This window comes from Phytobacter massiliensis JC163 (genome assembly GCF_000321045.1).
In the GTDB taxonomy this organism is placed as follows: domain Bacteria; phylum Pseudomonadota; class Gammaproteobacteria; order Enterobacterales; family Enterobacteriaceae; genus Phytobacter_A; species Phytobacter_A massiliensis.
Genome location: NZ_HE578945.1, coordinates 1,733,219 through 1,755,198 on the forward strand (window position 1 = coordinate 1,733,219; position 21,980 = coordinate 1,755,198).

A 21,980-nucleotide genomic window follows, 5' to 3' on the forward strand; every position below is an offset into this window, starting at 1 on the left:
TACTGGTTGAGGGTGGTCCAGAGCACCTCCACGCGCTGGCGGTACCACGACGGCCAGATATTTTCCTGCGTGCTGTCTACGGTGCCCACGCAGCCGCGGCTATCCTGCCGGTGCCAGGCCAGCAGCCCCTCGACAATTTGATCTTTAAGCTGTTCCCAGCGCTCCGGCGTGCGCGCCGGGGCTTCTACCGGCACGCCGCGTAAACGCTCAATCAGCAGCACATCCGGGCCGGGGTGCTCTTCATGGGTCATCACGCCATAGACAACCGGCATACGCACCGTGCCGCTGCGCGCAAGCATTGAGATTTTCCACGCCAGCTGGCGCGCCAGCCCCGGCGTGGAAAAGCTTCTCGCCATCAACGGCATGGGGTTCCCCTGGCTGTCGTACAGCGACCACAGCGTCGTATCCGCCCGTTCGCTAACGCACTCCATGCGGCTTAGTTTTTCGCCCAGCAAATGGCTGAGCTCAGCACGCAGTTGTTCCATAGCTGATTGCCCTCAAAAAGCATAATGCCTTTATAATGAGCGCCTGACAGAGGGATGTCACCCTGATGAGATCAAACAAGCGGGGAATTTGCGGCAAAAACGCAAATCCCCTCCGGCGGGAGGGGATGAAAGAAGAAACTAGCGCATCTCGGCGCGTACGCGCTCAAGATCTTCTGGCGTGTCCACACCCGTTCCCGGGATTTCAGTCGCCACGGCAACGTGAATTTTTTCGCCGTACCACAGCACGCGAAGCTGCTCGAGCATCTCAATGTTTTCCAGCGGGCTTGGCTGCCAGTTAACATAGCGGCGAATGAACCCGGCGCGGTAACCGTAAATACCAATGTGGCGCAGGAAAGTATCGCCGATGGTCTCGCGGGAAGCGGCAAAGCGATCGCGATCCCAGGGAATGGTGGCGCGGGAAAAATAGAGCGCGTAGCCCTGGGCGTCGGTGACTACTTTCACCGCGTTCGGGTTGAAGGCCTCTTCGGCGCTGTGAACCGGCACCGCCAGCGTCGCCATACCGACATCGCGCGCGGCCAGGTTTTCAGCCACCTGACGAATGATCGAAGGCGGGATCATCGGCTCATCGCCCTGCACATTCACAATCACCGTATCGTCGCTAAAGCCGCACTTCTCAACCACTTCCGCCAGGCGTTCGGTACCGGACTGGTGGTCAGCGCGGGTCATGCAGACCTCGCCGCCTGCCGCTTCGACCGCACGCGCGACTTCATCATGATCCGTCGCCACAATAATACGCGCGGCGCCAGATTCGCGCGCGCGCTCCAGCACATGCACCACCATGGGTTTACCATTGATATCAACTAACGGTTTACCCGGCAAACGGGTGGAGGCATAGCGTGCCGGAATAATGACAACAAAACTCATGGTCTGGTCTCTTCTTCTGTTAATGAACGGGCTTCGTTTTCCAGTAGCACCGGAATACCCTCGCGCACGGGGTAAGCAAGGCTATCAACTTTGCAAATAAGTTCCTGTTTATCCTGGCTGTAGTAAAGTTTGCCGTTACATACCGGGCAGGCAATAATTTCCAGTAAACGATGATCCATGTTTCCTCCTGATGGATCTGAAACAGAGTGGGTGAATCTTACCATAGTCGCTTATCAGGCCGCGTCTATTTCAAGGCCCTGCCGATAAGCGGTGAACAGGTCGTCAGGCAACAGCCCGAAAGTGATGCGCTGCGCCCCCTGCCAGCGGGCAAAGTCGACAATGGCTGACGTCAGCCCCTTTTCCAGCGACGCGCCGGGCTTAATACCAGCTTCCAGATAAAGAGAGATAACTTCAAGCCTCGCCTCTTTGCGATGCATTTTGGCATCCATGCGCCCTACCAGCCTGCCACGATGCAGCAGCGGCAATACAAAATAGCCGTACTGCCGCTTCGCCGCCGGGGTGTAGCACTCCAGCCGGTAGCTAAAATCAAATAGCTGTTCGGCGCGCTTTCTGTCCCAGACAACCGGGTCGAAGGGGGAAAGCACCGCGCTGTGCGTTGCGACAGGGTTGTTATCAAGCAGCGACAACAGCGCCGTATGCAGCCAGGCAGGGCCCAGCTTTTCAACATTAACGGGAACAATCGCCCCTTTTTCCTGTAAATGTTCAAGTATGCCAGGCAAGCCTGGCAGGCGCAGGCGGTAGTAATCCGCCAGCCACTGGGCGCGAAACAGCCCAAGGCTACGGGCGCTATTTTCCACCATCAGCCGTTCAGCGTGCTGGGGCGACAGAAGGTCGCGCTCATCATCCCACTCCGGCATAACCCGGTGTGTAAGATCGTAGACGCGCTGAAAGTTACGCCGCTCGATGACCATCACTTTCCCCGCGGTAAACAGCCCTTCCAGATGCCGCTTATGCGGTTTCCACTCCCACCAGCCGCTGGCACCTTTGCGAGGGTGCTCAAAATCGGCGGATCGTACCGGGCCGTTTTGCTGGATGTGGGCAATCAGCGCGTCAATTTCCGCGGCGTGTTCTTCCATCCACTCCCGGCGATATTTCCAGCCCATTTTATCCGGGGCAAGCATACGGTGGCGGACAAGGTGAAAGTCGCTACGCGGCAAAAAGCAGGCCTCGTGCGCCCAGTACTCCATCAATTCACCCTTTTTCAGCGCTTCATCCAGCCAGTGGGACGGGTAATCCCCCAGCCGACTAAAGAGCACCAGGTAGGGGCTGCGGGCGACAATGTTAATCGTATCGATTTGCAGGAGCGACATGCGCTGGATAGTGGCCAGCACATCGCCGGGTCTGGCCCGGCGGGAGGGCTTTTTCAGTAAGCCCTGGGCAGCAAGGTGTAAGTTGCGGGCAGTTTGCAGTGAAAGATGCGGCACAGACATAGGCTTTCCGGCTCCAGTTTGCGGCGCAATGTCACCTAGCGCGCCAGCGTTAACAGTTGCTGCAACAGTTCTTGCGCCTGCGCATCGGGGAAATGCGCGTCAACCGGCAGATACCACCAGTTCGCTCCGGCGAAGGCGCGGCATTTAACGGCGTCTTTCTCAGTCATGATCAGGCTTTGCCCCGGCGCGAGCAGCGCCGAAACGTCCTGTTCTGTCAGCGCCTGATGGTCGGCCAGCGCAACGGTTTTTTCCACCGGCGCGCCGCATGCCTGCAAAGTGGCGAAAAAACGCGGCGGATGACCAATGCCCGCCATCGCCACCAGCCGCGGCAGTTCGCTAACGCTTCGCTGCTCGCCAGTGCGTAAATTCACCGCCAGTCCTGGCTGTAGCCGCATGGGGATTTCACCCGGCTGCGCTACCCCGCCGTTGGTAATGATGGCGTCGACCGTTTTCAGACGGGATGCCCGCTCACGCATCGGGCCGGCAGGCAGCCACCAGCCATTGCCGAAGCGGCGCTCACCATCAATCACCACAATCTCTTTATCGCGCTGCAGTCGGTAATGCTGCAAACCGTCATCGGTAATGACCATCTCTACCGTATGGTTTGCCAGCAGCGCCTGTACCGCCTCGACGCGGGCTGGCGATACCGCTACCGGCGCGCCAGTACGCTGATAAATCAGTACCGGCTCATCGCCCGCTTCTGCGCTGGTGGTCTGCGGGGTAAGCAACAGAGGGTAGCGCGCCGCTTTCCCGCCGTAACCGCGGGAGACCACGCCCACCCTCACGCCACGCTGTTGCAGCTGCTCCACCAGCCAGATAACCACCGGCGTTTTGCCGTTGCCACCAGCGGTAAGATTCCCTACCACCACCACCGGTACGGGAGCACGCCACGCTTTTTTCAGCCCCAGCCGCCAGCTAAGACGGATAAGGCCGCTCACCAGGCCATAGAGCCAGGAGAGCGGCAGCAGCAGCAGCCAGAGCGGCGATTCGCCGGACCAGATACGGGCAATCATTCGCCGAACTGCATTTTGTGCAGCTGGGCATACACGCCGCGCTGCTCAAGAAGCGCGGCATGGTTGCCCCGCTCAACGATACGCCCGTCCTCGATCACCACGATTTCATCCGCCTGTTCGATAGTCGAGAGGCGGTGGGCAATCACCAGCGACGTACGGTTCTTCTGCAGTTCATTCAGCGCTGCCTGAATGGCGCGTTCGGATTCGGTATCCAGCGCCGAGGTCGCTTCGTCCAGAATCAGGATTGGGCTGTCGCGCAGCAGGGCGCGGGCAATGGCAATACGCTGACGCTGCCCGCCGGAGAGCAGCACGCCGTTTTCACCGATCACCGTATCCAGGCCATTATCCATCTTATTGATAAAGTCCATGGCATAGGCCATTTTCGCCGCCTGCTCTATCTGCGCACGGCTGTACTCTTCGGTGCGGGCGTAGGCGATGTTGTTGGCCACGGTGTCATTAAAGAGATGGACGTTTTGCGAAACGAGCGCCACCTGATTACGTAACGAGGTCAGCTTATATTCACGCAGATCATGACCATCCATCAGGATTTCCCCTTCATCGATGTCATAAAAGCGCGTAATCAGGCTGGCCATGGTTGATTTGCCGGAGCCGGAGCGGCCCACCAGCGCCACGGTTTTCCCCGCCGGAATACTGAGATTAATATTGCGCAGCGCCGGGGTTTCGCGGCCAGGATAGGTGAACGTGACATTGCGAAACTCAACGTCGCCTTTTGCCCGGTCGATAACCAGCGAACCTTCATCTTTTTCCTGCTCGCTGTCCAGGATAGCAAATAACGTCTGGCAGGCCGCCATGCCGCGCTGGAACTGGGCGTTGACGTTGGTCAGCGATTTCAGCGGACGCATCAGCGCAATCATGGAGGAGAAGACAACTGTAATGGTACCGGCCGTCAGGGTCTCCATCACGCTCGGGAAGCTGGCGGCATAAAGCACAAAGGCCAGCGCCAGTGAGGCGATAAGCTGGATAATCGGGTCAGAGATTGACGACGCCGAAACCATTTTCATTCCCTGCAAGCGCATTTTATTGCTGACTTTATCAAAGCGGCTGGTCTCAACCTGCTGGCCGCCAAACATCAGCACTTCTTTATGGCCCTTGAGCATCTGTTCCGCGCTGGTTGTCACCTGGCCCATGGTGTTCTGCATATTCTTACTGATATTGCGGAAGCGTTTTGACACCACACGAATAGCGAAAGAGACAATCGGCGCCAGCACAATCAGAATGAGCGAAAGCTGCCAGCTGTAGTAGAACATCATTATGAACAGGCCGATGATTGACGCGCCTTCACGGACCACGGTAATCAATGCGCTGGAAGAAGACGAAGCAACCTGTTCTGAATCGTAGGTGATGCGGGAGAGAAGCGTCCCGGTAGATTGTTTATCAAAGAAAGCGACGGGCATCCCCATCATATGGCTGAACAGGCGGCGACGCATGGTCATCACCACTTTGCCCGAAACCCAGGAAATACAATAACTTGAAATATAACTGGTGATACCGCGTAAAATCATCAGCCCAATAACCACCAGCGGCATCCACAGCAACACTGAGCGATCTGTTTTACCAAAACCATCATCCAGTAATGGTTTAAGGAGCGATAGCATGAAAGTATCGCTGGCTGCGTTGAGAATTAACGCTACTCCCGACACGAATAAACCCGCTTTAAACGGCGCAATGATAGGCCAGAGTCGGCGGAATGTTTGCCATGTTGAGAGATCTTTATCGTTATGCATTCAAAAAACCAGCATTTGTTGAAATAGCCGCATATTCTACCCGTTATCTCCAGGGACGCCAAACCACTGATGATACCAACGGGGCAAAATCTGATCGCGTAAGCTTAAGATTTCCCACCCCTGAGGCGAAAAGTTGAGGGTGATTTGCCCCTGATGCGGCGTATCAAGCCAGCGGTATCCCTGCTCCAGATAGCGCTTTTTCACCTTGTATGAGGGCAGCCGCCAGCTGTTGTAACGCGAAGCCGAGGCCAGCGCGGCCCTGCCGTTTACCCGCTGAATAAAGGGTAAAATGGATGAGGTGTTGCTCCCGTGGTGAGGCACCTGGATAAGTGTAGCCTGCAGATGCTGCCAGTAACGCTTTATCATCGCTAACTCCCCCGCCGCTTCGATATCGCCGGTCAGCAAAATACTCTGCTGCCCGTCATCCACTTTTACGACGCAGGAGCGGTTATTGCCGTGCATCGGCGCCGCCTTTATGGGCCAGTGCGCAGTGAAGGTAAGCCCCTGCCACGCCCAGCGTTCGCCGCGGAAACAGGGAAGATGCCCGTGCCAGAGCAGCGGGCTACGTACCCATAAGCCAGGCCAGTCATTCAGTAAGGTATTCAGCCCGCCGCGATGATCGAGATGCTCGTGGCTGAGGATAATTCCCTCCGGTTTAAGGTGATGCCAGCGTAGCCAGGGGGTAATAAGCTGCTGCGCGCTATCACCGCCGGGCCATGCGGGGCCGGTATCATACAAAATGGCCCTGCCATTACGCGCAATCACGATCGCCAGCCCCTGTCCGACATCCAGCATATGTACTGACCATTGTTCTGCACGCTGAGGACGCCAGAAAGGTTGGCTACAAACGAGCACAGCGATTAACGTCAGCGCCGGATGGTGCCGCCAGAGGCGTAATCTCATCATGATAAGCGCAAGCCACGGAAGCCAGCTTACGCCCAGCCAGCGCGCATCAATATCAAGCCAGCCGTAGGGCAGCGCGCGAAGAAACCAGAACAGCCCGGCAAGCGAACCATTGGCCAGATACCATAACGCATGCTCTACCCCCCCGGGGCCTGTAAGGTGCAGTAGCATGCCCAAAAGGATAAGCGGCACGGTGATAAAGGTAATCAGCGGCACCGCCAGCAGATTCGCCGCCAGCGAACTCAGGCTAGTGCCGTGGAAGGTGAGGATCTGCAGCGGCAGCAGTAAAAGGGTCATCCCCACCTGCAGAAAAACCAGGTTTGCCAGCGTTCGCCCCCACCATGGCAGGTGCCGGATACGTAGCGGGAGCCACTGATACCAGAAAATCAGCGCCGCCACCGCGAAAGCGGAAAGCCACAGGCTTTGCGACAATATTGCCAGCGGGTCGATAAACAAAATCCCCGCCACGCAGCATAGCCAGACCTGCCAGGATGACCACTGTCGGCCGGAAAGGCGTAGCGCCGCCCAGACGATCAGCGAAACCGCGGTGCGAAAAGCCGGTGGCTGCATCCCGGTTAAGCCCGCGTAAAAGAGCGCGCAGGCAACGCCGCCCAGGAGCGGTATCCGCCAGCTTATCCACCGGGCGGGGCCGCAAAACTGCAGGCCGCGAATCAGCCCGGCAGCGAGCATCGCGGCAAGCGCAATATGTAACCCGGAAATCGCCATCAGGTGGGCGGTTCCGGTATGGCGCATAATATCTTTTACTTCTCTATCCAGCGCCGCGCGCTCTCCCATTCCCAGCGCCAGCATGACCTGCTGCCACGGATAAGGGGCCAGCGCCTCGCGTAACGACTGTAGATAGCGGCCACGCCAGCTACAGCGCGCATCTATAACCTGCGCAGCAACAAAGCGGCCGCTGAGCGGCGAGTGAGAAGCCAGCGCATAGCGCTGGGTGTCAAAGCCGCCATCGTTGAGCTGGCCGTGAACCGCGCGCGCCCGAACAGTCATCTCCCAGCGCTGCCCGGCGCAGACCGCCTGCGGTAGATACTGGCCGTACAAGGTCATACCCTGAGGCGGAAAAATGCGTTTTCCATCCAGATGGGTGATGTTTGCCCGGTGGGTCGTCTCGCCATCGGTGGCAGTAATGACAACCTGAACGTCGCGATTCGCCCCCGTCAGGTGGAGAGTTGGCCACAGCGCGGTTAAGCCCGCCAGCACGCCCCATGCCAGAAAAAGCAGAGTGATTCCGCTATAGCGCAGAACACGGTGCGGACAACTCCCGAGCAGCACGCCGCAGCAGACAATTGCCCAGACATATTTCACATCCGGCAATGTGGGCAGAAAAAGTAGCGGCAATAGCCCGATGTTCAGACAGAGCGCCAGCGCGGTTAATGACATCTGTACCTCCTTGTTGCCGGGAGTGTGCTACAGATGGCATGACATGTCGGGGGGCTTTTAATGGGTATGCGGCGAGGCGCGAAGAGAACCGCTGTCGTTGCCGTCAACGGTGCAGGGTTTTGCGAGCCGCTTTACAGGTAAGGAATGGCGGAGACAAAAAAAGCACCAGTCGGTGCTTTCTTTGCTGAGAAGTTTTAACGCGTTAAAACTTATTCATAAATATTGGCGCGGTCACGTAACTCTTTACCCGGCTTAAAGTGAGGAACATATTTTCCTTCCAGATCCACTTTATCGCCTGTTTTTGGATTACGTCCGGTGCGAGGTGCACGATAGTGCAGAGAAAAACTGCCGAAACCGCGGATCTCAATACGCTCACCCTGGGCAAGAGTAGAGGCCATATGCTCCAGCATCTCTTTAACCGCGTCTTCCACGGCTTTCGCAGGAATATGCGATTGCTGGCTGGCAAGTCTTTCAATCAATTCTGACTTGGTCATGATTCCTCCGGTTTCCTTCAAGGCAAATGAGCTTAACAGCTTGAACAAGGGCGGCCTTAGCCGCCCTTTGTGCTTGATTACAGGACGAAATCTGTAATCTGTCAAGTATACTCGTCATACTTCACGCATCGGCTGCATCTGCTTTTTGACTTCACCCCGGCTATTCACCGGGGCTACGTGCAGAACGCTATCCTGACGCGTAAAGTATTGCGAAATATTACTCGCCTTTAGCTGCTTTGAAGGCTTCTGCCATTGCGTTGGAGAAGTTGCCGTCTTCCTGTTTGCTGTTAACAGTTGCGATAGCATCTTTCTCGTCAGCTTCGTCTTTCGCACGTACAGACAGGCTGATTGCGCGGTTTTTACGGTCAACACCGGTGAATTTAGCTTCAACGTCGTCGCCAACGCTCAGAACCAGAGTTGCGTCTTCAACGCGGTCACGGGATGCTTCAGAAGCACGCAGGTAACCTTCAACGCCGTCAGCCAGTTCTACGGTTGCGCCTTTCGCGTCAACTGCAGTCACTTTACCGGTTACGATAGCGCCTTTCTTGTTCAGAGCAACCCAGTTGTTGAACGGATCTTCTGCGAGCTGTTTAACGCCCAGGGAGATACGCTCACGCTCTGCGTCAACCTGCAGAACAACGGCAGCGATTTCGTCGCCTTTTTTGTATTCACGTACTGCTTCTTCGCCTGCAACGTTCCAGGAGATGTCAGACAGGTGAACCAGACCGTCGATGCCGCCGTCCAGGCCGATGAAGATACCGAAGTCAGTGATAGACTTGATTTTACCTTCAACACGGTCACCCTTGTTGTGGGTTTCCGCGAACTGCTGCCACGGGTTAGCTTTGCACTGTTTCAGGCCCAGGGAGATACGACGACGTTCTTCGTCGATATCCAGAACCATGACTTCCACTACGTCGCCAACGTTAACAACTTTGGACGGGTGGATGTTTTTGTTGGTCCAGTCCATTTCGGAAACGTGAACCAGGCCTTCAACGCCTTCTTCGATTTCAACGAAGCAGCCGTAGTCAGTCAGGTTGGTTACGCGACCGGTCAGTTTAGTCCCTTCCGGATAACGTTTAGCGATAGCTACCCACGGATCTTCGCCCAGCTGTTTCAGGCCCAGAGATACACGGGTACGCTCGCGATCGAATTTCAGCACTTTAACAGTGATTTCGTCGCCAACGTTTACGATTTCGCTCGGATGCTTAACGCGTTTCCATGCCATATCGGTGATGTGCAGCAGGCCGTCAACGCCGCCCAGATCAACGAATGCACCGTAGTCAGTGAGGTTCTTAACGATACCTTTAACTTCCATGCCTTCCTGCAGGTTTTCCAGCAGCTGATCGCGCTCTGCGCTGTTTTCGGATTCGATAACGGCACGACGAGAAACAACGACGTTGTTGCGTTTCTGGTCCAGCTTGATGACTTTGAATTCAAGCTCTTTGCCTTCCAGGTGCAGCGTGTCGCGCACCGGACGAACGTCTACCAGTGAACCTGGCAGGAACGCGCGAATACCGTTCAGCTCAACAGTGAAGCCGCCCTTAACTTTGCCGTTGATAACACCGGTAACAGTTTCAGCATCTTCGTAAGCTTTTTCCAGCGTGATCCATGCTTCGTGACGTTTAGCTTTCTCACGGGACAGCAGGGTTTCACCGAAGCCGTCTTCTACTGCATCCAGAGCAACGTCAACTTCGTCACCCACCTGGATTTCCAGTTCGCCCTGGGCGTTTTTGAACTGCTCAGCCGGGATGGCGGACTCAGATTTCAGACCGGCGTCAACCAGTACTACGTCTTTGTCGATAGCAACAACAACACCGCGAACGATGGAACCCGGACGGGTTTCGATTTCTTTTAAGGATTCTTCAAACAGTTGAGCAAAAGATTCAGTCATGTTTAATCTTCAGGTTTCATATTTAACGTCCATCTGGCTCCGTGCCGGATGGGGTTGTTTGACATACCCGCTGTCATTCCATTGCAACGGGGGTACTGCTAATTCGGTCGCCCTTAAGCGAGAGCCAATTTTTGGCGCGCGTAGTGTAGCGCTTTTTCAATCACTTGCTCAATGCTTAAACTGGTAGAATCCAGAACTAAAGCATCGGCAGCGGGAACAAGCGGCGCGACGGGCCGGTTACGGTCACGATCGTCGCGTTCTTTGATCTCGGCCAAAAGGCGTTCAAAGTTAACACTAAAGCCCTTCTCCTGCAACTGCAGCATACGGCGGTGCGCGCGCTCCTCAGAGGAGGCGTCGAGGAAAATTTTTACCGGCGCGTCGGGGAAAACCACCGTGCCCATGTCGCGCCCGTCGGCAATCAGACCCGGCGCTTCCCGAAAAGCGCGCTGCCGACGTAAAAGCGCCTCACGCACGCGCGGGAATGCGGCTACCTGAGACGCGGCGTTAGCGACCTCCTGGGTGCGAATTTCCCCGCTGACGTCTTCGCCTTCAAGGATGACTTCAAGGTTGCCGTCCGTCGAGACGAAGCGCACATCGAGGTGCGCGGCCAGCGGAACCAGTACCTCTTCTGAGGTCACATCAACGTGATGGTGCAGCGCCGCCAGCGCCAGCACGCGATAAATTGCGCCTGAATCCAGTAGATGCCATTGCAATGCTTCCGCCATTGCTTTGCACAGGGTGCCTTTCCCCGCACCGCTTGGCCCATCAATGGTAATTACCGGGGCTATTGCCGTCATCTTTTTCTCCTTCATTAAGGCATACCGTAAACGTAAACGCCGCGCATTATACGCTGCAACGTCCACAACCGTTACTCCCGGATGCAAATAACCGGATTAATCGTCCTGAAAGGAGAAGGTTTGCGCAATTATAGTGGGCTGGAAGAGATCCAGCCCGGAAGTGACACTACTTTACTTTTTATCTGCAGCAATGCGATCGCGGATATGCTGCGCGCGTTCCGCTGAAGGCGGATGGGAATCAAACAGCGATTTAGCGTGGCCGGAATCCATGCTGGCCAGTTTTTCGAAGCTGGTTACCAGACCTTCGGTTTTGATACCGCGTTTTTTCAGCAGATCGTAGGAGTAGTCATCTGCGTCAGACTCCTGGCTGCGGGAAAACGCCGAGTTCACGACGCCGTTTGCCAGATCGCCAAGCTGCGATTTGGACAGCTGCGAGGCAACGCCGCTGGTCGCGGAGATGGCGTCACGCGCGGCAATGGTGGCATATTCCGCCTGCATTGCTTTACGGGAGTGGCCCAGCGCCACGTGGCCGATTTCGTGCCCCAGCACCGCCTCGACTTCGTTATCAGTCATCATATCCATCAGGCCGCTATAAACGCGGACGCAGCCGTTAGCCATCGCCCAGGCGTTGACATCGGAAGTGAGATAAACTTTGTAATTGACCGGCGTACCGTCAGCTTTGTTGCCCAGCGCCTTCGCAATTTTATTTAAACGCTTGGTATATTTGCTGGAAGCGCCCGCGATTTTGTTTGTGGCGTCCATCTCTTTACATGCATCGTTAGAGAGTGCCTTAACATCTGCATCGGTCAGCGTCGCCGCTTTAAAGGCGGACATGCCGGAGCTGGTTAACATGTTGGCATCCATGTTCTTACATCCCACCAGCATTACCGTTGAAATCGCCAATGCCAGCAGCATTTTAGTATTCTTCATGTGAATCATCCGTTGATCAATTATAATAAAATCATATAAAACATTGAGTTAAGAAAACTCACCGAGAAAATACCATTCAGAATAGAAAGCAGCAAGCGAGGAAAATAAAACGCCGACGGTAAAGTCGGCGTCAGGAAGGATAAAAGATAATCAGGCCGGGGTGCTTATGCGCGCCAGCTGCTCAAAGTAGTCGGGGAAGGTTTTCGCCGTGCATTTAGGATCGAGGATAGTTACAGGCGTATCGGACAGCGCCACCAGCGAAAAGCACATCGCCATGCGGTGATCGTTATACGTGCCGATTTCCGCAAACTGGAGATGCGCAGGCGGGGTCACGCGAATGTAGTCTTCGCCCTCTTCCACTTCCGCGCCAACTTTACGCAGTTCCGTCGCCATCGCATACAGGCGATCGGTCTCTTTAACCCGCCAGTTATAGATATTGCGCAGCGTGGTCGTGCCACGGGCGAACAGCGCGGCGGTGGCGATGGTCATTGCGGCATCGGGGATATGGTTCATATCCATATCTATTGCATTGAGTTCACCGCGCGTACAGGCGATAAAATCGTCGCCCCAGGTGATTTGCGCGCCCATTTTTTCCAGCACGTCGGCAAAGCGGATGTCGCCCTGAACGCTGCCGCGCCCGATACCGGTGACCTTGACGGTGCCGCCCTTGATTGCCGCCGCTGCAAGGAAATAGGAGGCGGATGAGGCATCGCCCTCCACCAGATACTGCCCCGGCGAGCGGTAGCGTTGACCGCCCTGTACGACAAAACGCTGGTAGTTTTGGTTATCCACCGTCACCCCGAAGGTCTTCATCAGATGGAGCGTAATGTCGATATAGGGCTTAGACACCAGATCGCCTTTGATCGTAATAATGGTGTCCTGAGAAGCCAGCGGCGCGGTCATCAACAGCGCCGTTAAAAACTGGCTTGAAACGCTGCCGTCGACCGCGACGCTGCCGCCGTTGAAGCCGCCGCGCAGACGCAAAGGCGGGTAGTTTTCCTGCTCCAGGTAGTCGATTTGCGCCCCGCCCTGCCGTAGCGCATCAACCAGATGGCCAATAGGACGCTCCTTCATGCGCGGCTCGCCTGTCAGCACAATATCATTGTGTCCAAGGCACAGCGCCGCCGCCAGTGGACGCATCGCCGTTCCCGCATTGCCAAGGAAAAGCTCAACGGCCTCTTTCGCCTGCAGCGCGCCGCCGTTACCGGTGATTTCGCAGCGGGTACGATCGGCCGAAAGGGTATAGCTGACGCCCAACGCGCTCAGGGCATTAAGCATATGACGAACGTCATCGCTGTCCAGCAGGTTGGTCAGGACGGTGGTGCCATGGGCTAATGCCGCCAGCAGCAACGCACGGTTCGACACGCTTTTAGAGCCGGGCAGATTGATGGTGCCATCGACCCGCGCGATGGGTTGTAACGTCAGGGATTCCATGTAGATCAACTCTCAGAACAGAAATAAAAACCCCACAGGCAGGCTGTGGGGATGCAAAAGAAACGCTTATTAGCCGTGGCGACGCTCGAAATCCTTCATGAACTCGGTGAGCGCTTGTACGCCTTCCAACGGCATCGCATTGTAGATTGAGGCTCGCATACCGCCCACCACGCGGTGGCCTTTCAGGGCATGGAGACCGGCGGCGAAAGATTCTTCAAGGAAGAGCTTATCCAGTGCGCTGTCCGCCAGCTGGAACGGCACGTTCATACGCGAACGGTTAAGTTTAGCCACGTCGTTGCGGTAGAAGTCGCTGTTATCAATGGTGCTATACAGCAGCTCGGATTTTTGCTGGTTAACCTTATCCATCGCCGCTACGCCGCCATTGTTTTTCACCCACTTAAACACCAGCCCGGAGAGATACCAGGCGAAGGTCGGCGGCGTGTTAAACATGGAGTCGTTTTCCGCAAGGATGGTGTAATCCAGAATAGAAGGACAGGCGCTCTGGGCTTTACCCAGCAGGTCTTCACGCACGATGACCAGCGTCAGGCCCGCAGGGCCAATGTTCTTCTGCGCGCCGGCGTAAATGATGCCAAAACGGCTGACATCAAGCGGGCCGGAAAGAATCGTGGAGGAGAAATCGGCCGTCACCACCACATCGTCGCTAAACTGCGGCATTTCATTGATGGCGATGCCGTCAATAGTTTCATTCGGGCAGTAGTGCAGATAGGCTGCGCCCTTGGAAAGCTGCCATTCGCTCATCGGTTTTACCGCGCGCTTGCCGTCAACGGTAACTTTCGCGTCGATAACATGCGGCGTGCAGTATTTTTTGGCTTCTTTTACCGCGCTTGCCGCCCAGTAACCGGCGTCAACATAGTCGGCTGTGGTCTTATCCCCCAGAATGTTCAGCGGAATGGCTGAAAACTGGCCGCGGCCGCCGCCGTGGCAGAATAAAACTTTGTAATTCGCCGGGATATTCAGCAGATCGCGAAAATCCTTTTCTGCCTCTTCCGCCACCTGAATAAACTCTTTACCACGATGGCTGATTTCCATGACCGACGTACCAAGACCGTGCCAGTCGCAAAGCTCTTGCTGAGCCAGTTTAAGCACATCCACCGGTAACATTGCCGGACCTGAACTGAAATTAAAGACCTGAGCCATTTCCCCTCACCACGCTAGAAGCCATAAGTAATAACTGTGGATATCGGTTTTATCATTCAGTGACACGCGCCGCAATGGCTAAAACGGGCCGCCCCAAAAAGGCGAGCCCGATCACACAAAAGATTCTTCCAGCGAAGCGTAACAAAACCGACAAAATGGCTGTCAGGAGATGCGTATTCCGCGGCTGGCCTTCGACCATTCTGGATTTGCGCAGCGCGGACATAATTGATGATCCCCGGCACGCAGCGGGTAAATTTTACTGCACTGAACGCACGCGTACTCTCCGTCTTCAGGAATGACTTTATAGCGCGGCGCAAATTCCACGGGCAGGATACATAACCCCGGCCGGGTATCTTTATCCGCATAGTAATAGACGCTTAGCTGACCGTTGGTCTCAAGGATAGCCAACCGCACCTGCCCCAGATGATCGACCCCGCTGTTGCGCAGCTCCATGAAAAACTCAAATTCCGTCATATTCTCCGCGCCGAGCTTTTCCCAGGCCAGCTCCCCCTCTTCGACGATAATCGCCGGCTTCCCTTCAAGGAGGTCTTCGAGCTTTTCGCTGTGGGACATCAGCCACATTACCAGCCGGTACAGCGCCGCCAGGGTGATAAAAACCACCAGCACAGGCAGCATCGGCACATCGTCATAAAAGGCAACGTCCCCCGCCGCCGAACCCAGCGTCAGAATGATCAATACTTCAAAAAGCGACATCTGGCGCACGCCGCGCCGACCGGTAATTTTCAGAAACAGGAAGACCAGCACAAAAGTGTAGAGACTACGCAGCGCCACCTCTCCCAGGAACTCCAGCGGAACCTTATCCAGCGCCATCCTTTGCAAATCAAACGCTTTCATTTTCTTATGCCTTAACAATTGGTTAGGTACTTAAAGCATAGACAAAACTTTTATTTTCGCCGTCAGGAAAGCGAAGATAGCGCCTGCCACGTAAAACCCGTATGATCGCCCGCTTTACGTACAAAAAAAGTGACTGCTATGACGCAAACCTATATCCCCGGCAAAGATGCCGCTCTGGAAGATTCCATCGCTCGCTTCCAGCAAAAACTGCTCGATCTCGGCTTTAATATTGAAGAGGCCTCCTGGCTGAATCCGGTGCCGAACGTCTGGTCAGTGCATATTCGCGATAAAGAGTGCGCGCTGTGCTTTACCAACGGCAAAGGCGCAACGAAAAAAGCGGCGCTGGCTTCCGCGCTGGGCGAATATTTCGAACGTCTCTCTACTAACTACTTTTTTGCTGATTTCTGGCTGGGCGACGATATCGCCAATGGCCCGTTCGTTCATTACCCTAATGAAAAATGGTTCCCGCTGACCGAGGATGATTCGCTGCCGGAGGGGATGCTGGACGCGCGTCTGCGTGCTTTTTATGACCCGGACAATGAGCTTGCCGCCGGTATGCTGGTGGATTTGCAATCCGGCAACGAACAGCGTGGCATTTGCGCCCTGCCGTTTACCCGGCAGTCAGATGAGCAAACGGTCTATATTCCGATGAACATCATCGGCAACCTGTATGTCTCCAACGGCATGTCTGCGGGTAATACCCGTAACGAAGCGCGGGTTCAGGGCCTCTCCGAGGTGTTTGAGCGCCACATCAAAAACCGCATCATCAGCGAGCGTATCAGCCTGCCGGAAATTCCCGCCGACGTGCTGGCGCGCTATCCGGGCGTGGTGGCCTCTATTGAGAAGCTGGAAGCAGAAGGCTTCCCTATTTTCGCCTATGACGGCTCGCTCGGTGGCAAATATCCGGTCATTTGCGTGGTGCTGTTTAACCCCTCTAACGGCACCTGCTTTGCCTCGTTCGGCGCGCATCCCGATTTTGGCGTGGCGCTGGAGCGCACCGTGACCGAACTGCTGCAGGGGCGTAGCCTGAAAGATCTGGATGTCTTTACGCCACCTACTTTCGATGATGAAGAAGTGGCGGAACACACCAACCTCGAAACGCACTTTATCGACTCAAGCGGTTCGATCTCATGGGATCTGTTTAAACAGGATGCGGACTATCCCTTTGTCGACTGGAGCTTCGCCGGCACAACGGAAGAAGAGTTCGCTACGCTGATGGCTATTTTCCGCGAGGAAGATAAAGAGGTGTACATCGCGGATTATGAACACCTTGGGGTCTATGCCTGCCGCATCATCGTGCCCGGAATGTCGGATATCTACCCTGCCGAAGATCTGTGGCTGGCTAACAACAGCATGGGCAGCCATCTGCGTGAAACTCTTCTCGCCCTGCCGGGCAGCGAATGGGACAAAGAAGATTATCTGAATCTCATTGAGCAGCTTGATGAAGAAGGCCATGACGACTTCACTCGCGTACGCGAACTGCTTGGTCTGGCCACGGGTAAAGATAATGGCTGGTACACGCTGCGCATTGGCGAGCTGAAAGCGATGCTGGCGCTGGCCGGGGGCGATCTGGACCAGGCTCTCTCCTGGACCGAATGGACCATCGAGTTTAACGGTTCTGTCTTTAGCGATGCGCGCCGCAACTATTATCGTTGCCTGCAGACTCTGCTACTGCTGGCGCAGGAAGATGAGCGCCAGCCGCTGCAATATCTCAACGCCTTCGTGAAGATGTACGGCGCGGATGCCGTAGAAGCCGCCAGCGCGGCGCTTAGCGGCGAGGCCCCGTTCTATGGGCTGCAGCCGGCGGACGGCACGCTTAACGCTTTCCCTGCCCATCAGGCGCTGTTAGCGGCCTATGAGAAGCTCCAGCGGGCCAAACGGGCGTACTGGTCGAATTAACAGCAAGTAGTACGACAATCTGTAGGCTTATTCATGGGTCTACGTTATATTACGGGGCGATTTCATTGCCCCGTAATTATTTTTTCGGCAATGCAGCCTGAATGTAATAATAAAGTTAAAGTTGGGTAAATATAATTATATTTATCCAGGCATTACTGTTACGTTTTTTGGCAATTACCCCATATTAATTAACTGCTGTTCGGGAGGCCGCATAAAAAAATTCAACTCATTTTATAAAGTTTAAACTTTATTTTTATCAGGATAATCAAAACTTTACCCCGCATTCGCTGTAAAACCATACACTTTGCGGACCTATAAGCCTGGCGAGATATGATCCATATCAAATTCTCTTCTATAATGCTTTGTTAGTATCTCGTCGCCGACATAAATAAAGAGAGAGTTAGTGTGAAAGCTGACAACCCTTTTGATCTATTACTTCCAGCTGCAATGGCCAAAGTGGCCGAAGAGGCTGGCGTCTATAAAGCGACAAAACATCCGCTTAAGACATTCTATCTGGCGATTACCGCAGGTGTCTTCATCTCCATCGCCTTCGTCTTCTATATCACCGCCACGACCGGCACGGCGACAATGCCGTACGGTATCGCCAAACTGATCGGGGGCATGTGCTTCTCACTAGGGCTGATACTCTGCGTCATTTGCGGCGCCGACCTCTTCACCTCTACCGTGCTGATTGTCGTCGCGAAAGCCAGCGGGCGCATCAGCTGGGGTCAACTGGCCCGCAACTGGGTGAACGTCTATATTGGCAACCTGGTTGGCTGCCTGCTGTTTGTCCTGCTAATGTGGTTATCCGGCGAGTATATGACCGCCAACGGCGGCTGGGGGCTAAATGTCCTGCAAACTGCTGACCACAAAATGCATCACACCTTCATTGAAGCCGTTTGCCTCGGTATTCTGGCTAACCTGATGGTCTGCCTGGCCGTATGGATGAGCTATTCCGGCCGCAGCCTGATGGACAAAGCGCTCATTATGGTTCTGCCGGTAGGCATGTTCGTTGCCAGCGGCTTTGAGCACAGTATCGCAAATATGTTTATGATCCCGATGGGTATCGTAATACGTCATTTCGCGACCCCGGAGTTCTGGACCGCAGTTGGCGCCAGCCCGGAAAGTTTTTCTCACCTGACTATTGTAAACTTTATCACCGATAATCTGATTCCGGTAACAATCGGGAATATCATTGGTGGAGGATTGCTGGTTGGGTTGACATACTGGGTCATTTATCTGCGTGGCGACGCTCATCATTGATGAAAGTCTCAGGCAGTAAATAAAAAATCCACTTAAGAAGGTAGGTGTTACATGTCCGAGCTTAATGAAAAATTAGCCACAGCCTGGGAAGGTTTTGTTAAAGGTGACTGGCAGAATGAAGTAAACGTACGTGACTTCATCCAGAAAAACTACACCCCTTACGAGGGTGACGAGTCCTTCCTGGCGGGTGCAACTGATGCCACCACCACGCTGTGGGACAAAGTAATGGAAGGTGTTAAACAGGAAAACCGCACTCACGCGCCTGTTGATTTCGACACTTCCGTTGCTTCCACCATCACCTCTCACGATGCTGGCTACATCAACAAAGCCCTTGAGAAAATCGTTGGTCTGCAGACCGAAGCGCCGCTGAAACGTGCGATCATCCCGTTCGGTGGTATCAAAATGGTTGAAGGTTCCTGCAAAGCGTACAATCGCGAACTGGACCCGATGCTGAAAAAAATCTTCACTGAATATCGCAAAACCCACAACCAGGGCGTTTTCGATGTTTACACCAAAGATATCCTGAACTGCCGTAAATCCGGCGTTCTGACCGGTCTGCCTGACGCATACGGCCGTGGTCGTATCATCGGTGACTACCGTCGCGTTGCGCTGTACGGTATCGACTTCCTGATGAAAGACAAATACGCTCAGTTCGTCTCTCTGCAGTCCGATCTGGAAAACGGCGTAAACCTGGAAGCGACTATCCGTCTGCGTGAAGAGATCTCCGAGCAGCATCGCGCGCTGGGTCAGATCAAAGAGATGGCAGCGAAATACGGTTGCGATATCTCCGGTCCGGCAACTAACGCTCAGGAAGCTATCCAGTGGACTTACTTCGGCTACCTGGCCGCTGTTAAATCCCAGAACGGCGCAGCAATGTCCTTCGGTCGCGTATCCACCTTCCTGGATGCGTACATCGAACGTGACCTGAAAGCAGGCAAAATCAGCGAGCAAGACGCTCAGGAAATGATTGACCACCTGGTCATGAAACTGCGTATGGTTCGTTTCCTGCGTACCCCTGAGTATGATGAACTGTTCTCCGGCGACCCGATTTGGGCAACTGAATCTATCGGCGGTATGGGCGTTGATGGCCGTACTCTGGTTACCAAAAACAGCTTCCGCTTCCTGAACACCTTGTACACCATGGGGCCGTCTCCGGAGCCGAACATCACCGTTCTGTGGTCTGAAAAACTGCCGCTGAACTTCAAGAAATTCGCCGCTAAAGTGTCCATCGATACCTCTTCTCTGCAGTACGAGAACGATGACCTGATGCGTCCGGACTTCAACAACGACGACTACGCTATCGCTTGCTGCGTAAGCCCGATGGTTGTTGGTAAACAAATGCAGTTCTTCGGTGCGCGTGCAAACCTGGCGAAAACCATGCTGTACGCAATCAACGGCGGCGTTGATGAAAAACTGAAAATGCAGGTTGGTCCGAAATCTGAACCGATCAAAGGCGACGTTCTGAACTTCGACGAAGTGATGGACCGCATGGATCACTTCATGGACTGGCTGGCTAAACAGTATGTCACCGCGCTGAACATCATCCACTACATGCACGACAAGTACAGCTACGAAGCCTCTCTGATGGCGCTGCACGACCGTGACGTTATCCGCACCATGGCGTGTGGTATCGCTGGTCTGTCCGTAGCGGCTGACTCCCTGTCTGCTATCAAATATGCGAAAGTTAAACCGATTCGTGACGAAGACGGCCTGGCTGTTGACTTCGAAATCGAAGGCGAATACCCGCAGTTCGGTAACAACGACTCTCGCGTTGATGATATGGCGGTTGACCTGGTAGAACGTTTCATGAAGAAAATTCAGAAACTCACTACTTACCGTAACGCTATCCCGACTCAGTCTGTTCTGACCATCACCTCTAACGTTGTGTATGGTAAGAAAACCGGTAACACCCCAGACGGTCGTCGTGCTGGCGCGCCGTTCGGACCGGGTGCTAACCCGATGCACGGCCGCGATCAGAAAGGTGCTGTTGCCTCTCTGACCTCCGTTGCAAAACTGCCGTTCGCCTACGCGAAAGATGGTATCTCCTATACCTTCTCTATCGTGCCGAATGCGCTGGGTAAAGATGACGAAGTGCGTAAGACTAACCTGGCAGGCCTGATGGATGGTTACTTCCACCATGAAGCGTCCATCGAAGGCGGTCAGCACCTGAACGTGAACGTCATGAACCGTGAAATGCTGCTGGACGCAATGGAACACCCTGAGAAATATCCTCAGCTGACCATCCGCGTATCTGGTTATGCAGTACGTTTTAACTCCCTGACTAAAGAACAGCAGCAGGACGTTATCACCCGTACTTTCACTCAGACCATGTAATTCCCTGTCTGACTGAAAAAGCGTAGAATAAAGGCTCCACGTAAGTGGGGCCTTTTTAACACCTTCTCTACCGAAGTCTCTTTTGCCTGCTGTCTATACTCAATGGATAACAGCCAAAACAGACTCGACACAGCCGGCATTGAGCTGTGCATCAATACAGGCCCAGGATGGGCCACATCTGGAGAAACCACCGCAATGTCAGTTATTGGTCACATTCACTCCTTTGAATCCTGTGGCACCGTTGATGGGCCGGGGATCCGCTTTATTACCTTTTTCCAGGGCTGCCTGATGCGCTGCCTTTATTGCCATAACCGCGATACGTGGGATACGCACGGTGGTAAGGAGATAACCGTCGAAGAGCTGATGAAAGATGTGGTCACGTACCGCCATTTTATGAATGCATCCGGCGGTGGCGTAACGGCTTCCGGCGGTGAAGCTATTCTGCAGGCCGAGTTCGTCCGTGACTGGTTCCGCGCCTGTAAAAAAGAGGGTATCCATACCTGTCTTGATACCAACGGCTTCGTACGCCGCTACGATCCGGTTATCGACGAGTTGCTGGAAGTGACCGACCTGGTCATGCTTGACCTCAAACAGATGAATGATGAAATCCACCAGAACCTGGTGGGTGTCTCTAACCATCGCACTCTCGAATTCGCCAAATATCTGGCGAAGAAAGATATCCGTGTCTGGATCCGCTATGTCGTGGTGCCGGGCTGGTCAGACGATGATGACTCCGCGCACCGGCTGGGAGAATTCACCCGTGACATGGGTAACGTCGAGAAAATTGAGTTATTGCCCTACCACGAGCTGGGTAAACACAAATGGGTGGCGATGGGCGAAGAGTATAAACTTGACGGCGTGCACCCGCCGAAGAAAGAGACCATGGAACGCGTTAAAGGCATTCTTGAGCAGTATGGTCATAAAGTGATGTATTAGTATCATAATTTATCCGGACAGGCTAAAATCGTTATCCTGTCCGGGGCTAAATCTATCCGGCATCAATTTTCTAATAAATATTATCTTTACAGAAGCAAGAGGCAGCTGA

At 54.5% G+C, this 21,980-nt stretch carries 18 protein-coding genes; 4 read left to right on the forward strand and 14 right to left on the reverse strand.

Annotated elements, in window-relative coordinates:
• The 14 genes from ENTHG_RS08535 to ENTHG_RS08600 all read right to left on the reverse strand — a co-directional run.
• The coding region (locus ENTHG_RS08535) for a protein kinase family protein (protein ID WP_044177889.1) at window positions 1-485 on the reverse strand (485 nt) is incomplete at its 3' end.
• Window positions 486-623: 138 nt separating this feature from the next.
• Entirely contained in the window at window positions 624-1,370 is a 747-nt protein-coding gene (gene kdsB, locus ENTHG_RS08540) for a 3-deoxy-manno-octulosonate cytidylyltransferase (RefSeq protein ID WP_044177892.1), read from the reverse strand.
• Window positions 1,367-1,549 (reverse strand): Trm112 family protein, encoded by a 183-nt coding sequence (locus ENTHG_RS08545; protein ID WP_044177895.1) that lies wholly within the window; start codon window positions 1,547-1,549, stop codon window positions 1,367-1,369. Before ENTHG_RS08545 ends, kdsB begins: the two co-directional genes overlap by 4 nt.
• Window positions 1,550-1,603: 54 nt before the next feature.
• Complete coding sequence (locus tag ENTHG_RS08550) at window positions 1,604-2,821, reverse strand: winged helix-turn-helix domain-containing protein (RefSeq protein WP_044177898.1); 1,218 nt, start codon at window positions 2,819-2,821, stop codon at window positions 1,604-1,606.
• Window positions 2,822-2,856: 35 nt separating this feature from the next.
• Complete coding sequence (lpxK, locus tag ENTHG_RS08555; protein WP_044177901.1) at window positions 2,857-3,834, reverse strand: tetraacyldisaccharide 4'-kinase; 978 nt, start codon at window positions 3,832-3,834, stop codon at window positions 2,857-2,859.
• Window positions 3,831-5,579: a lipid A ABC transporter ATP-binding protein/permease MsbA gene (gene msbA, locus ENTHG_RS08560; RefSeq protein ID WP_044177904.1), complete on the reverse strand. Its 1,749-nt coding sequence runs from the start codon at window positions 5,577-5,579 to the stop codon at window positions 3,831-3,833. The genes lpxK and msbA overlap by 4 nt, the downstream gene beginning before the upstream one ends.
• A gap of 36 nt (window positions 5,580-5,615) precedes the next feature.
• On the reverse strand, window positions 5,616-7,880 hold the full coding sequence (locus tag ENTHG_RS08565) for a ComEC family protein (RefSeq protein ID WP_044177907.1): 2,265 nt from the start codon (window positions 7,878-7,880) through the stop codon (window positions 5,616-5,618).
• Between the two features lie 209 nt (window positions 7,881-8,089).
• Window positions 8,090-8,374: an integration host factor subunit beta gene (gene ihfB / locus ENTHG_RS08570; RefSeq protein WP_007374142.1), complete on the reverse strand. Its 285-nt coding sequence runs from the start codon at window positions 8,372-8,374 to the stop codon at window positions 8,090-8,092.
• 217 nt (window positions 8,375-8,591) lie between these two features.
• Window positions 8,592-10,265 (reverse strand): 30S ribosomal protein S1, encoded by a 1,674-nt coding sequence (rpsA, locus tag ENTHG_RS08575; RefSeq protein ID WP_044177911.1) that lies wholly within the window; start codon window positions 10,263-10,265, stop codon window positions 8,592-8,594.
• A 113-nt stretch (window positions 10,266-10,378) separates the two neighbouring features.
• Window positions 10,379-11,062, reverse strand: coding sequence for a (d)CMP kinase (cmk, locus tag ENTHG_RS08580; RefSeq protein WP_044177914.1), 684 nt, complete (start codon window positions 11,060-11,062; stop codon window positions 10,379-10,381).
• A 171-nt stretch (window positions 11,063-11,233) separates the two neighbouring features.
• The gene (gene loiP, locus ENTHG_RS08585; protein ID WP_044177917.1) at window positions 11,234-11,992 is read right to left on the reverse strand and encodes a metalloprotease LoiP; all 759 of its coding nucleotides are present in this window, start codon (window positions 11,990-11,992) and stop codon (window positions 11,234-11,236) included.
• A 150-nt stretch (window positions 11,993-12,142) separates the two neighbouring features.
• Window positions 12,143-13,426 (reverse strand): 3-phosphoshikimate 1-carboxyvinyltransferase, encoded by a 1,284-nt coding sequence (gene aroA / locus ENTHG_RS08590; protein WP_044177919.1) that lies wholly within the window; start codon window positions 13,424-13,426, stop codon window positions 12,143-12,145.
• 69 nt (window positions 13,427-13,495) lie between these two features.
• Window positions 13,496-14,584 (reverse strand): 3-phosphoserine/phosphohydroxythreonine transaminase, encoded by a 1,089-nt coding sequence (gene serC, locus ENTHG_RS08595; RefSeq protein WP_044177922.1) that lies wholly within the window; start codon window positions 14,582-14,584, stop codon window positions 13,496-13,498.
• A 162-nt stretch (window positions 14,585-14,746) separates the two neighbouring features.
• Window positions 14,747-15,439 (reverse strand): DUF421 domain-containing protein, encoded by a 693-nt coding sequence (locus ENTHG_RS08600; RefSeq protein WP_044177924.1) that lies wholly within the window; start codon window positions 15,437-15,439, stop codon window positions 14,747-14,749.
• 138 nt (window positions 15,440-15,577) lie between these two features.
• Here ENTHG_RS08600 and ycaO point away from each other — a divergent pair, with 138 nt between their 5' ends.
• The 4 genes from ycaO (at window position 15,578) to pflA (ending at window position 21,871) form a co-directional block, all read left to right on the forward strand.
• Window positions 15,578-17,338: a 30S ribosomal protein S12 methylthiotransferase accessory factor YcaO gene (ycaO, locus tag ENTHG_RS08605; RefSeq protein WP_044177927.1), complete on the forward strand. Its 1,761-nt coding sequence runs from the start codon at window positions 15,578-15,580 to the stop codon at window positions 17,336-17,338.
• A 405-nt stretch (window positions 17,339-17,743) separates the two neighbouring features.
• Window positions 17,744-18,601 (forward strand): formate transporter FocA, encoded by an 858-nt coding sequence (focA, locus tag ENTHG_RS08610; RefSeq protein ID WP_044177930.1) that lies wholly within the window; start codon window positions 17,744-17,746, stop codon window positions 18,599-18,601.
• Between the two features lie 51 nt (window positions 18,602-18,652).
• Window positions 18,653-20,935: a formate C-acetyltransferase gene (gene pflB / locus ENTHG_RS08615; protein ID WP_044177932.1), complete on the forward strand. Its 2,283-nt coding sequence runs from the start codon at window positions 18,653-18,655 to the stop codon at window positions 20,933-20,935.
• Between the two features lie 195 nt (window positions 20,936-21,130).
• Window positions 21,131-21,871: a pyruvate formate lyase 1-activating protein gene (gene pflA / locus ENTHG_RS08620; protein WP_044177935.1), complete on the forward strand. Its 741-nt coding sequence runs from the start codon at window positions 21,131-21,133 to the stop codon at window positions 21,869-21,871.
• The last annotated feature ends 109 nt before the right edge of the window (window positions 21,872-21,980 follow it).

Bases quoted from the DNA above. Each gene is read 5' to 3' on its own strand.
- ENTHG_RS08600 (WP_044177924.1), bottom strand. From the start codon at position 15,439: ATGAAAGCGTTTGATTTGCAAAGGATGGCGCTGGATAAGGTTCCGCTG.
- loiP (WP_044177917.1), bottom strand. From the start codon at position 11,992: ATGAAGAATACTAAAATGCTGCTGGCATTGGCGATTTCAACGGTAATG.
- ycaO (WP_044177927.1), top strand. From the start codon at position 15,578: ATGACGCAAACCTATATCCCCGGCAAAGATGCCGCTCTGGAAGATTCC.
- ENTHG_RS08565 (WP_044177907.1), bottom strand. From the start codon at position 7,880: ATGTCATTAACCGCGCTGGCGCTCTGTCTGAACATCGGGCTATTGCCG.
- pflB (WP_044177932.1), top strand. From the start codon at position 18,653: ATGTCCGAGCTTAATGAAAAATTAGCCACAGCCTGGGAAGGTTTTGTT.
- kdsB (WP_044177892.1), bottom strand. From the start codon at position 1,370: ATGAGTTTTGTTGTCATTATTCCGGCACGCTATGCCTCCACCCGTTTG.
- ihfB (WP_007374142.1), bottom strand. From the start codon at position 8,374: ATGACCAAGTCAGAATTGATTGAAAGACTTGCCAGCCAGCAATCGCAT.
- lpxK (WP_044177901.1), bottom strand. From the start codon at position 3,834: ATGATTGCCCGTATCTGGTCCGGCGAATCGCCGCTCTGGCTGCTGCTG.
- cmk (WP_044177914.1), bottom strand. From the start codon at position 11,062: ATGACGGCAATAGCCCCGGTAATTACCATTGATGGGCCAAGCGGTGCG.
- rpsA (WP_044177911.1), bottom strand. From the start codon at position 10,265: ATGACTGAATCTTTTGCTCAACTGTTTGAAGAATCCTTAAAAGAAATC.
- serC (WP_044177922.1), bottom strand. From the start codon at position 14,584: ATGGCTCAGGTCTTTAATTTCAGTTCAGGTCCGGCAATGTTACCGGTG.
- pflA (WP_044177935.1), top strand. From the start codon at position 21,131: ATGTCAGTTATTGGTCACATTCACTCCTTTGAATCCTGTGGCACCGTT.
- ENTHG_RS08545 (WP_044177895.1), bottom strand. From the start codon at position 1,549: ATGGATCATCGTTTACTGGAAATTATTGCCTGCCCGGTATGTAACGGC.
- msbA (WP_044177904.1), bottom strand. From the start codon at position 5,579: ATGCATAACGATAAAGATCTCTCAACATGGCAAACATTCCGCCGACTC.
- ENTHG_RS08550 (WP_044177898.1), bottom strand. From the start codon at position 2,821: ATGTCTGTGCCGCATCTTTCACTGCAAACTGCCCGCAACTTACACCTT.
- aroA (WP_044177919.1), bottom strand. From the start codon at position 13,426: ATGGAATCCCTGACGTTACAACCCATCGCGCGGGTCGATGGCACCATC.